General features: G+C 60.8%; 9 protein-coding genes and 1 pseudogene. 3 read left to right on the forward strand and 7 right to left on the reverse strand.

The features are described 5' to 3' along the window. Positions 1-25: 25 nt before the first annotated feature. From QA643_RS25375 to QA643_RS25385, 3 genes are all read left to right on the forward strand, one after another. Entirely contained in the window at positions 26-514 is a 489-nt protein-coding gene (locus QA643_RS25375; protein ID WP_283028581.1) for a transposase, read from the forward strand. A 44-nt stretch (positions 515-558) separates the two neighbouring features. Next, positions 559-1,188: an AAA family ATPase gene (locus tag QA643_RS25380; RefSeq protein WP_283028582.1), complete on the forward strand. Its 630-nt coding sequence runs from the start codon at positions 559-561 to the stop codon at positions 1,186-1,188. A 785-nt stretch (positions 1,189-1,973) separates the two neighbouring features. Beyond that, on the forward strand, positions 1,974-2,234 hold the full coding sequence (locus QA643_RS25385) for a hypothetical protein (RefSeq protein WP_283028583.1): 261 nt from the start codon (positions 1,974-1,976) through the stop codon (positions 2,232-2,234). Positions 2,235-3,102: 868 nt separating this feature from the next. Here QA643_RS25385 and rpoN read toward each other — a convergent pair. The 7 genes and pseudogenes from rpoN to QA643_RS25420 all read right to left on the reverse strand — a co-directional run bounded on the left by rpoN (position 3,103) and on the right by QA643_RS25420 (position 11,849). Beyond that, entirely contained in the window at positions 3,103-4,680 is a 1,578-nt protein-coding gene (gene rpoN, locus QA643_RS25390; RefSeq protein ID WP_283028584.1) for an RNA polymerase factor sigma-54, read from the reverse strand. Beyond that, positions 4,671-4,811: a hypothetical protein gene (locus tag QA643_RS25395; protein ID WP_283028585.1), complete on the reverse strand. Its 141-nt coding sequence runs from the start codon at positions 4,809-4,811 to the stop codon at positions 4,671-4,673. The genes rpoN and QA643_RS25395 overlap by 10 nt, the downstream gene beginning before the upstream one ends. 40 nt (positions 4,812-4,851) lie before the next feature. Beyond that, positions 4,852-6,149: pseudogene (locus QA643_RS25400) on the reverse strand (sigma 54-interacting transcriptional regulator); the annotation flags it as partial. A 203-nt stretch (positions 6,150-6,352) separates the two neighbouring features. Beyond that, positions 6,353-7,132 carry an SDR family oxidoreductase gene (locus QA643_RS25405; protein ID WP_283034927.1) on the reverse strand — a complete coding sequence of 260 codons (780 nt, stop codon included), beginning with the start codon at positions 7,130-7,132 and terminating at the stop codon, positions 6,353-6,355. Positions 7,133-7,834: 702 nt separating this feature from the next. Beyond that, positions 7,835-8,584, reverse strand: a complete 750-nt coding sequence (locus QA643_RS25410) for a hypothetical protein (RefSeq protein ID WP_283028586.1) — start codon at positions 8,582-8,584, stop codon at positions 7,835-7,837. Between the two features lie 92 nt (positions 8,585-8,676). Continuing rightward, entirely contained in the window at positions 8,677-9,084 is a 408-nt protein-coding gene (locus QA643_RS25415) for a hypothetical protein (protein WP_283028587.1), read from the reverse strand. Positions 9,085-9,386: 302 nt separating this feature from the next. Next, positions 9,387-11,849 carry a S8 family peptidase gene (locus tag QA643_RS25420; RefSeq protein ID WP_283028588.1) on the reverse strand — a complete coding sequence of 821 codons (2,463 nt, stop codon included), beginning with the start codon at positions 11,847-11,849 and terminating at the stop codon, positions 9,387-9,389. Positions 11,850-11,857: the final 8 nt, after the last annotated feature.

An 11,857-nucleotide genomic window follows, 5' to 3' on the forward strand; every position in this document is an offset into this window, starting at 1 on the left:
GGCGGCTCTGCTGTGATGGGCGCCAATGACGCCGCCCGTTGCAGAGCTTCCGACGACCCTTGCCGATGCCCATGCGCCGATCCTCGCCTTGGCGGCAGAGCGGCAGGCGATCGAGGCCGAGAACAGCCGCATCGTCTCCAAGATTGCCACACTGACTGCGGCGAACGCCGATCTCGCCGCGGTCAACCAGGCGGCCGACGCGCGGATCGCGGAGCTGACGGCGATCGTGAAGATGTTGGAGCGCACGCTTTACGGCACGCGCTCGGAACGTTTGCGCAGCGACAAGCCGAGCGATGAGCAGATCGCCTTCGTATTTGACGAGATCGCCACTGGCGTGGCGGCCATTGAAGCCGAACTGGCCAAGGCAGGTGGCAAGGACGACAAGCCGCAACGCGCGCCGCGGCCGCGCAAGGAGTTCGGCGCGCATCTGGAGCGGGTGGAGATCGTCGTCGAGCCCGAGGTGCCTCCTGGTTGCGAACGGCTGGAGAAGGTTCTGATCGGCGTGCGATTGTGACCGATAAACTGTTGGACTTACCGGACCCCGCTGTCGAGAGGCTTTTGGCCGAGGTCAAGAAGTTCTGGACCCTGGGCGAGAAGTACGCCGAGCGCGAATTCTTGCACAAGCGCGGCCTGCTCTGGCACGGGATACCCGGTACTGGCAAGACCTGCGCAATCGGGCGAATGATGGAGGATGTCGTACGAGATCATAATGGCGTGGTCGTCCTTGTCGATCACCCGCAACTGGCTAGCGAGTGCCTCCGTCTGCTGCGTCGCATTGAGCCCGAGCGGCCCGTGATCACCGTCATGGAGGATCTGGACGCGCTTGTGGGAAGGTACCGCGTTGAGGGCTTCCTTGGATTACTCGATGGCCAGGCTCAGATTTCGAACGTGCTGCACGTTGCGACCACGAACGACCTAAACCGCCTGGACAGCCGCCTTGTCGATCGCCCTGCTCGCTTTGAGACCATCATGGAGGTTGGTCCGTTGTCCGCCCAGGGCCGCCGCGCCTATTTCAAAGCCAAGGAGCCGTCGCTTGATGATGCCACGCTCGACCGCTGGGTTCATCAAACCGAAGGCTACAGCATAGCCCATCTGCGCGAAGTGATCATCGCCATCAATTTCTTTGGCCAGGACGAGCGCTCGCTTTTCGAACGGTTGGACAGCATGCGTCAGAATCGCATCAAGTAAGGGAGCGGAGACAAACAATGATGCCTTACCGTGAAGGTGGTGGCTCGGCACGCGTCATGACGCTTGTCAGCTCGGGAGGAACCTTCAAGCCTCGAAGACCCGGCGGGGTGGCGATGCTGTGTAGAGGCCTCACAGCCTGACGGTGCCGCCACCTCGAAATGATCGCAGCCAATGAACCGATTGTGGAAGTAGAAATAGATCCCTCCAGCATCGCTCCCGTACGGGTTAGCCAAGAACTAACCGCTGATCGCCAACCTCGAAGTGCGCGCTCTTGGTGGAGGCGCCGCGCGGCGGGCAGGTCGGCGCGGTCTCTGGTTGGCCAAGAACGCGCGACCGCGATCCTAATCAGCGGCAGTGATGACGGCTGCTACGGAAGACTATGTACTCATTCCGCCATCTCATCGAGGCCATCCGACAGAGGGTTTAAACCCGAACAATGCAGGGATCACCAAGGACCACATCGCGCGTGGCATTGAAATCCGGAGTGCGTGTCACGCGTAGCTTGCCGCTGTGTTGTTTCGAACAGGTCGAATGGAGGGCACACGCTCCGATGTCAGCTTGCAACAACAGCGGTCACGGTAGGTGAGCGCTATCCAACTGCAAATGCGTGCATTTTTGCCTCCAGGCAGCGACTGGCGCCCTCCTTGCAACACACAAAAGTCCAGGAGCCTAACCGCACCGGTATGGGCCTATACAGTGGAGACTGAGAACGTGCACGACACAATGATGGGCATGTAGTCGAAGAACACAGTTGGACCCGCGCAGAACTGAATGGAGGCAAGAACATGTCAACTCACGACCACGAGGATAAGTCTAGCCACAGCACCCACATGGTTGGTCCGTTGTCCGCCCACGGCCGCCGCGCCTATTTCAAGGCCAAGAAGCCATCACTTGATGATGCCACGCTCGACCGCTGGGTTCATCAAACCGAAGGCTACAGCATAGCCCATCTGCGCGAAGTGATCATCGCCATCAATTTCTTTGGGCAGGACGAGCGCTCGCTTTTCGAACGGTTGGACAGCATGCGTCAGAATCGCATCAAGTAAGGGAGCGGAGACAAACAATGATGCCTTACCGTGAAGGTGGTGACTCGGCACGCGTCATGACGCTTGTCAGCTCGGGAGGAACCTTCAAGCCTGGAAGACCCGGCGGGGTGGCGATGCTGTGTAGAGGCCTCACAGCCTGACGGTGCCGCCACCTCGAAATGATTGCAGCCAATGAGCCGATTGTGGAAGTAAACCCCTCCAGCATCGCTCCCGTCCGGGTTAGCCAAGGACTAACCGGCGATCGCCAACCTCGAACTGCGCGCTCTTGGTGGAGGCGCCGCGCGGCGGGCACGTCGGCGCGGTCTCTGGTTTGGGCGCGCGACCGCGTTCCTGATCAGCGGGACACGGCTGGTCAAAGCCAGACTAAGACCCGTCGAAGGGAGGCGGAGGTCGTTGGGAGAGAGCACGACGCGCCGTCCTCCAGTAAAACTCTAAAATGTGCATGTGTGTCGGTGATAGTGTGATTAGCTCGTGCGCTGTCACGAAAACGGCAGGCAAATGTGCTCTTGATCTGGCCACGGAAGGCGGCGAGGCTGCCGCGGCTTATCGGATTGCTCGTTGTTTGCAGGCCTCTTGCCAGCGAGTCGTCGCCGTCGTGCCGGCATGGTGCAAAAGCGCCGGAACATTGCTCTGCACCGGAGCTCACGAGCTTCGGATGGGTGGCCATGGCGAGCTCGGTCTATTGCTGTACAGCTGACCGAACTTGATCAGCCAAGCTCATCCGGACTAAGCTAGGAGTGCGAGGCAGGCCATGTTCTTTCGCATCAGCGCGTTCACGACGTTTATGCACGGCTAGCAGAACAAGCCACAAAGCGTGCACTCTTGGGGCAATTCAACACCGATTGCAACGATGATCCTCTCTGCCGTGTTAACCGCGGCCGAGCTTCTCATTACGGCGCTGCACGGAGGAAGGAATTCGCATCGCTTTGCGGTACTTCACGACGGTGCGGCGGGCGATATTGATGCCCGATGCGCGCAGTCGTTCCACGAGCTTATCATCAGAGAGGATTGCGGATGGCGATTCGGCGTCGATCAACTGCTTGATTAGATGACGCACGGCTTTGGCCGAATGCGCCTCTCCGCCGTGGGCGGAAGCGATCGAGGCCGTGAAGAAGCCCTTCAGTTCAAACGTGCCACGATTGGTCTCGATATATTTGTTGCCGGTCACACGCGAGACGGTCGACTCGTGCATCTTTATCGCATCCGCCACCGCCTTCATCTTGAGCGGCCGCAAATGGGACATGCCATGGATGAAGAAGCCCTCCTGCTGGCGCACGATCTCGGCTGCGACCTTGAGGAGGGTATGGGCACGGTGATCGAGCGCGCGCACCAGCCAATTCGCCTCCTGCAGGCGTTTTGTGGCCCACGACTTGTCGCTGTCTTTCCGCATCGTCTTCGACACTTCGGTGTAATAGGTCTCGTTCACCAGGACGCGCGGCAAAGTGTCACTGTTGAGCTCGACATCCCAGCCGCCGTCGTGTCTCCGCCGCGCATAGATGTCCGGCATCTTGATTTCCGGCCGCAGCCTGCCGAACTTCAGACCCGGCTTTGGATCGAGCCTGCGAATCTCGCCGATCATGTCGGCGATGTCTTCTTCGTCGACGCCGCACAGCTTGCTCAGCGAGGCCGTATCGCGCTTCTTCACGAGATCGAGATGCTCGACCAGGGCCTGCATCGCCGGGTCGTAGCGATCAAGCTCGCGCAGCTGGATCGCCAGGCACTCGCGTAAGCTTCGCGCGCAGATGCCGGGAGGGTCGAATTTCTGCAGCACCGCGAGCACCGCATCGACCTCGTGCTGCGGCCCACCGAGACGCTCGGCTGCCTGCCCGAGGTCCGGCGGCAGGCGGCCGTCCTCCTCGACGAGGTCGATCAGAAATTGCCCGATCATACGTTCTGAAGGCGAGGTGAAAGCGCCCGCAAGCTGCTCGGCGAGATGGTCGGCAAGCGTCAGCTGGGCAGCGACAAAGGCTTCGAGATTGTAGTCTTCGTGGCTCGAGGCGCCGCCGCCCCATTCGGTACAGGCTCTCGGAGCCGCGTCTTTCGCGGCGCGTTCGGCAGCCTCGGCTGGCTCCTCGGGGAAGACATTTTCGAAGCCGGTATCGAGCGTCTGCTCGATTTCGGTGCGGCTGCCGAGATCACGGTTCAGGCATTCCTCCCGGCCCGGCTCGAAGCTGTCGGCGGAGGAACTCGCCGACTTGCCGCCGGCATCGTCGCCGTCGCTGGAACCTTCAGTCTCGGAAAACTCGGGCCGCTCCATAGCAGACTCGCCCGCGACCAGCGGCTCCGGCGCGTCGTCGGCCCACTGCAAGAACGGATTCTGCTCCACCATCTGCGCCACGGAGTCAGCGAGATCCATGTTGGACAGTTGCAGCATGTTGATCGACGCTCTCAGCTGCAGCGTCATGACATGCGACTGGCGGAGCGCAAATTTCTGGGTTAGTGCCATAACAGGTGATCCTTGAACATTGGCCCGATTTCCATCAGCCACGGGGCGGCAAAGCCAATCATCTCGCGCAACAGGTCAGCGTCTTGCGACATCTCTACAACGGCGCGTACGTTCATCATCTCGTCCATCATCGGGAATTGCTCAAATCAGATTCATGTCAGCGTCCCAAACTAGCACTTCGGTCGCACTCGCATCAAAGGTGAGCGTATCGCCGTTTTCGCTGTTGAACTTCTTAAGAAGCTGAGCGGCAAGCAGAGGAATATCACTGCGCTTTTCGCGCAGCGGCGGCAGCAGCAAGGGAACCACACTAATGCAATAATAGAGATCGCCACGGAACTCGTTCCGAGCCACGGCGTCTTCAAGGTTCTTAGTGGTGGCGGCAATTGCATCGACCTTAATGGTCTGGTTGCCGCCGACTCGAACAGCGTCTCCTTATCAGCAAGCTCGAACCGACCCTTGCGGGCATTGAACGCACCGGTAAAGAAACCCTTCTCATGACCGAACAATTCGGACTCAAGTACCGTCTCAGAGAGCGCCGCGCAATTGAGCTTTATGAAAGGCTTCTTGGCACGGGCCGACCGCTCGTGAATGGCCTTGGCGACCAGTTCCTTCCCGGTGCCGGATTCTCCGCGTAAAAGAACGGTGCTGTTCGATTTGGCTACTACCGCGATCTTCTGGAGCATCGCGCGCAGCGCTGGGCTGTCGCCAATGATCCCCGCGACATTAACCTTCTTGCTCTCCCGCACCGGCGGCCTAAGCTCGGACAACTGCTTCTGCAGCCGGTCTTTTTCCGCCATAAGTCTCTCGCGGTCGCGCGCGAACAAGCGATGCAGCTTGACCGTCTGGCTCACCAGGTCGGCGATCATCGTAAGCAGCCGGACGTCGTGGTCGAGCCGGGCACTCGACCTGCTGTCTAAGATGCGGTCGATCGTCAGCGTACCTACGACTTTCGCCTCGATGCGAATAGGAACGCCGATGAACGACAGGGGCATGTTGTCGGGCGCCCCGAGCGCGTCCAGGTCTATGGCACTGAAGGCCGAATGCGCCCTGACGTTCTCCGCGACGAGCTCCCTTTCTGTCGCCACGATCTGATCGATTGCCTTCTGCGGCAGACGCTTCCGGTAGCGCTCATCGGGCCCATCGCTCAAGCCCGCGCCCACGGTGAGATCCGGTCCGCCATCATTGCCGAAAAGCAAGATGGTGTAGCGCCGTGCCGGCACAAACGGTTTCACAATCTCAACGACATTGGCCAGCGTGACTTCGATGCGGCAGGGACCGGCGAGTACCTTCGACCGGTCGAATATGCCGGCGCGCGCGTTCTCTTGCGAGGCGACAGCTGTGACCTCAGTTTGGGACCTCAAATTCGGCGTTCGTGCCGTATTGATATCCAGCGTTAGGACGTCTCCGTTGGTATGACCATCGACCCTGTCACCTTGTTCGAAGTTACGAGTATTGTGCTGCACTGGCATGCTCGATCTCGCGCCCCATTTCAGAGGATGATGGGAAGAGATAACGCATCTTCATGGCATGACAATAATCACGACAGCAAATTAATGTCCGTCAATCTGCTTTTTTCTCCTCACGGGACCGTCGCGCATACGGTTTCGCCGCGAACGCGCTTCCATTGAGGTAGCTCAAATCAGCTCCGATTTGTCCACCGGGCGGCGATCGATCACAGGTGTTGGCCACCATTGATTGGCACCTCGGTGCCGGTGACATAACTCGCCGCATCCGAACATAAGAAGTAGATGACTTTTGCGACCTCTTCCGGCGTGCCTACGCGGCGCAACGGGATTTTGGGCACAAGTCGCTCTTCCGTATCAGGCGATAAAATGTCCGTCTTGATCTCGCCGGGCGCGATCGCATTGACGCGAATTCCATGCGGCGCGTAGTCGTGCGCCATTTCGCGGGTTAAACACGCGAGCGCAGCTTTCGATGTCGCATAAGCGCTGCCGGCAAACGGGTGCACTCGCGAACCTGCGATTGAGGTCACGTTGACAATCGATCCAGACGCAGCTTTCAGCTCGTGAAACAGGCCTTGCGCGAGCAGGATCGGCGCCACCAGATTGAGGTGGAACACGCCCATCCATGTTTCGACGGACGTTGTCAACGAGGTCAGCCGGGTGCCGCTCGACGTCTTGGGTGAAACGCCGGCATTATTGATCAACGCGTGCAACGGTGCGCCTGCGAGGCGCTCCTTGATCTCGGCGATGGCTCGCGGCAGCGCCCTATGATTGCTGAGGTCGACCTGGACATGGTCGGCTGCGCCCGACTTCCATGGGCACCGCCCGCCATCGAACGCTTGGCGCGCGCAGGAAATGATGCGCCAGCCGGCTTCCGAAAACAGCTTTCCGGTGGCGTGACCAATCCCGCGCGACGCCCCGGTCAACAGCACGGTCTTCTGCTCTGCCTGCTGGATCCGGCCTCTATCGGCGTGAAATGGACAGCGCACGTCCGTCGCCGAGGGTGAATCGGCAACGGCACCGTCGTTTCTCAGCTCGAGACTCACACGCGCCTCCAAATCTTTTACCCCACCCGTGAGCACCTGCAGGATTTAGGCCAGTTGCGATGGATTAATGCTCTGCGGTTTGCGCTCGAGTGTTCACAACAGTTTGTCGCGCTTCCGACATAGGACGTTTGCTTTCGGGCAGCGGCAACGCGTTGCGCGCACCAATTCGAGTTCGAGCGCCCGCGAAGCACACCGGTCCACGGCGCTATGCATAATTCCCGGCTCACTCTCCAAGCGAGCATAGTGCAGCGTTGGCGGTTGTCGCTGTTCTCGGTTGCCGTTGCAGTCACCGTGAGGTTCACAATTTAGGTTGGCCCGATACAAAATCGCTAGTGAGCTCACTCGAGTTCGAACTCCGGCGTCCATGTGCGCGAGGAGGACACATTGTTTTTTAGCGCTCCGCGCATCCTAAAGAACCAGGATATCGTCCACGTCATTTCAATTCACCCTCTCCTCGATCGAGTAGCTCCGCTTGTCCCATGAAGTGAGCCGATGAACAAGAGGAGCGCCTCTTCCCAAAGCAGAATTACCTCTGAAAGGACGACACGCCACTTTCGCTTACAGTCGTTTTGAGCCTTGGCTGGCGATGCTAATCAGACGTGACCCCCGCCCTACGTGAGGTTTGGCTTCGAAGCGCCACCTCGTTCACACTCCCTGCACTATCTGGTCAACGGCACCCGCTTCTCGCCGAACGAAGGGGACAACCAGAGGCTCTTTCGTGATTTCAGCATCTATCTGCAGCAGCCAATCCGCTCTTTGCATCCGCAGTGATGCGGCAACGCATCGGTGAAGGCCGAAAACTAGCGTCACCGTCTTTATCACGCGTGGAAGGTCGACGCTATGCGACCATCGCTCCGCACTTAGCGCGTCGTCACCCGGTGTAGTCGAAACAGCTTGTCGAAGAAGTCGTGAATCAGCCTTTTTGGCTCCGTCGCCAACCAGCTCATTGGTGCCAAATCGGTAGACCTCATAACCGGCCAGCCGTAACTCGCGGTCGGCCGACACCATCTCGCTGTAGACCTTCAGCGATGGCCTTTCGCCCTCCGAGAAGTGATGCTTGCCATCCACTTCGATCACGACTCTTTGGCGGCCGGGAAGCAGGAGAAGAAAGTCCATGCGTTGTCGTGGCAGCGGAAGGCGATGCCGGAGCGTTTTCACCACGGCCGGATCGTAGTGCAGATAAACTTGAGGCAGCAGCGCAGGCAGAGCGTCGCCAAGGGCGGTTCGGTAGGCTTTGAAATAGGTCCCGAAGACCTTCCTCTCAGCATCGGAGGCGAGAGACTCCTGCAGGCGCTTCCCGAGGGCAACGGCATCACCACCAGACGCTGGTTCAGACCACCATGTCAGCAAGTCTGACCACAATAGGCCATTCGCGCTGATCGGGCGGTCGTACACGAGGCAGCTCGCCTCACCGGAGAGGATGACGACGTCGTTGTTGATGGCATCGGCAAAGCCGAGCTCCGGCTTCGGCCCGCGGGAGGCGAAGATCAGGTTTTTCGGCCCCTTACACCCCGAATGATCGGCCGGAATGCATAGATCGGATGTCCCGACTGATCGCCATCCACCGCCAGCTCGTAACCATCCCGTGCGAGAATCTTGTTGAGTGCGGTTACGGTTTGAAGTTGCTCCTCGCCCGAGCGGGCCAGCGGGTAGACCGCGTCCTGAAGCACGGCGGCGAACCGCGCCCGCGAACAGTCGAATGCACCGATCTCCCCGAAGAGAAACTCCACCGACCAGTCGCCATGGTTGCGCACCAAGGTCGATGTTGTCCCGGAGGCTCCTGCCGGTGCCACCAAATGCTTCCTCAAACGGATCGGAAATAACGAAATAGCGACCAACCAGCTCGAGGAGGTCCGCTTCCCCAACCAGGTCGTCTCCGAACACGCGCGCGACATCCCGACGCGTGATGCGGGTCAACGGCGGCTCGCTGGCCTCAAGGACTTTGCGACCCGCCTCGTCCAAGGCGATGTCACCTCGTTCCTGAGCAAGCGTCAGCGCTAGCCTCGCCATCTCCCTTTCGGAGAGCCCGTCCAGGGCAGCATCGATGCGCTGGCTTTTCGAAAGCCCGTCCCCGCGTGGAATCTCCAGCCCCGCAATGCGCATCGGCTCGACGTCGAGCGCGGCGTGGGACATCGGATGGAAAAAGCCGGCTATCTTGACGCGGAGATCTGCAGCCATCGTCGGGTTGCCGCCATCGCTATCCAGCGGGGATCGGGATCGCGAGCTGGTTAGCGATCGGCGTATAGATATCGATGTTGGCGCCCGGAGCGCGAACCGAGACCAAAAGCGAATAGCGCGCCGACCGATCCCACCGTTGCAGCGCCGGCTTCTCCTTCCACCACCCGCTTACCGGGAAGACGCCAATTGCATCACGATCAGCAAGCGCGGCCGCACTCCCGCGCCAGATGTCCGAATGGATCGAGCCGCGATCGCGGATGAGCCCGAGAACCCAGTCGTCGCCACCCGCGGCAACGCCGATCTGCCCGGCCTCCTCCGCCTCGGCAGCCCTGTTTATGCGCTGCCGAAACTGCTGGAGGCTTTCGAGCGAGCGTTTGACGGCAAATCGCAGGGAGTGCGAGGCGTAGCGATGCCTGCGTGTCCAGCCTCGCTCACCGGGATTGGGCTCGACGAAATAGGACAACGTCAGCCTCAGCTCGACGTCCTGATCGCCAAGCGCCAGCAGCTCGTCACGAGGCCATGGCAACTGATGCAGATTCATGTTGCGCGTCTTGATGACAGAACCGTCGCGCCGAAAGGGCAGCAGCGCGTCCTCCACCATCAAGGTAGCGTCGTCCGTCGCGCTCCATAGAGCCCGACCGAGGTCGGGTACGCCCCAACCATAGCGTCGCAGCATCGCCATCTTCTGCACTTGGGTCGCGGCAGCGTCAAAGCGTGCCCGCATTGCCGGCGTCCAGTCGGCGGAATGCACAAGCAGCCCTCGCACGGTCTCCGGCCAGAGCTCCGGCCGCGTCGCCAGCACACCAGCAGCAAGGTTCGAGCCGAGCGCCGCAGCAGCGCTCGTGTCACCGAACGTCTCGAACATCCGCATGTTCGGCCGGTAGTGCGTCGTGATCAATTGGAGATCGTCGATGGCCGAAGCCGGGTTCGCGCCATCGTGCGCGAAGTTGCCTCCCTCGAACACGACGTCCGGACGGATTGGCCACTGCCGCTCCCAGATACCAGAGGTGCGGCTGGCTGGCGACAAATCGCCTGCAGGGGCGACAGGCGCCCATCCCGCATAGTCCCGGTGCGTGATGGTGATCTTGTCCGTGTAGGCACCTACAACGAGCGGATTCCAAGCCTGTGCGGGGCTCTCGACTTCCTCCAGATCGTTCCGATCGAGATACTCACCAACGTCGATATCGCCGCGTAGATTTCCGGCGGCCAGCACCATCAGCCGCCTACGATCCCCGCCACCGTAACAGAGCTGATCGATCGCCGCCGACCAGGACGACGGCCGCCCTCGACCGAGCCCGACCTCGCTGGTCACGGCCAGGCAAAAGACACGACGGCGCCGCGGCGCGCGCGCCTCCGCCTTCCCGATACCGACTTCGGTGATCGCGCCGTAAAGCTCAGGATCGTTTTGACCGGAAAGCGGCAGGATCTTCACGGTCTCGAGGCGGTGACGCAGATCGATCTCGTCCCCATGGCTGAGCGCGGCTTCGAGGTCGCCGTACAATGCGACGCCGGCCATCGACGTGCCGTGCCCATTCCAGAAGGCACTGTCACCTACGCCCCATGCGTCGTCATACGCATGCTGATCCGGCGCGTCCAAGCCGGGCTCGATCAACGGATGGGCTCGGGTTGCACCACTGTCGAGAATGCAAACGGCCGGCCCAAGCGCGTCCGGGCCATCGACACGATCGACAAGGTCGCCAGCCCAATCCGCTTGCTCGACCGGCCGCATCTCGAGGAAAAGCGTGGGCGTATCCTTCGCCAGCCGAAGCTCCGCAACGGCGTCCGAATTCTCGACCAACCGCCCCATCATCTGTTCGGTCGCGAGCGCCAATATGACATCGCGTTCCGGGAAGCTGATCGCGTGCGCCTTCAGCGCAACGTCCAGCCGCTGCGCCACATGGCGAAACGTCTCAAGCCGACCATCGCGAACCCAAACCTCCCACCAGGCCTGTCGCCCGGCTTGAGGAAATAGCGCAATGTCGTCGGTGAACAGCGATCGGACGATGGCGAGCCGGACATCCTCTATCCGGGCGACGAGAGCCTCGTTCTTAGGCTTGCCCGTCTTCGTGTTCTCGTCGCGGTCCGCCGTGATCTTGCGTGAAAAAAATTCCGCGGAACGCTCCGGCACAAATACTGTCGCGGAGACCATCTCGTCGCCATCGGCCACCGGACGGACAGCCACCAGCTCGATCGCAGCAGGCCGGTTCTCAAGGGCCTCGACGGCAGCACGCTCCGCGACCGGGATCTCGAATTCGAGGTAGAAACCCTTCTCGCCTTCGGCGACCGCTTCATCGCGCGCCGCCAGCTTGCGGCGGGCGTCGGCGACGGCACTCCCGATCGCCCTCTCCAGCTTCTGAGCGTGTGCCGCCCTTGCGCGCGCGGGCGGCAATCCGGTGATGACCAGGCGCGGCGATGTGTAGGGTTCTGCCTGTCCGCCGCCCTCGACATGGAAGTGCGGCCGATTGCGTGGAGCTCGGGCCATCTCGCGGC

Source organism: Bradyrhizobium sp. CB3481 (assembly GCF_029714305.1).
Taxonomy (GTDB): domain Bacteria; phylum Pseudomonadota; class Alphaproteobacteria; order Rhizobiales; family Xanthobacteraceae; genus Bradyrhizobium.

Excerpts from the sequence above, each read along its gene's own strand:
- QA643_RS25375 (WP_283028581.1), top strand. The coding sequence starts at position 26 with ATGACGCCGCCCGTTGCAGAGCTTCCGACGACCCTTGCCGATGCCCAT.
- QA643_RS25385 (WP_283028583.1), top strand. The coding sequence starts at position 1,974 with ATGTCAACTCACGACCACGAGGATAAGTCTAGCCACAGCACCCACATG.
- rpoN (WP_283028584.1), bottom strand. The coding sequence starts at position 4,680 with ATGGCACTAACCCAGAAATTTGCGCTCCGCCAGTCGCATGTCATGACG.
- QA643_RS25395 (WP_283028585.1), bottom strand. The coding sequence starts at position 4,811 with ATGATGGACGAGATGATGAACGTACGCGCCGTTGTAGAGATGTCGCAA.
- QA643_RS25415 (WP_283028587.1), bottom strand. The coding sequence starts at position 9,084 with ATGTCGCGCGCGTGTTCGGAGACGACCTGGTTGGGGAAGCGGACCTCC.
- QA643_RS25420 (WP_283028588.1), bottom strand. The coding sequence starts at position 11,849 with ATGGCCCGAGCTCCACGCAATCGGCCGCACTTCCATGTCGAGGGCGGC.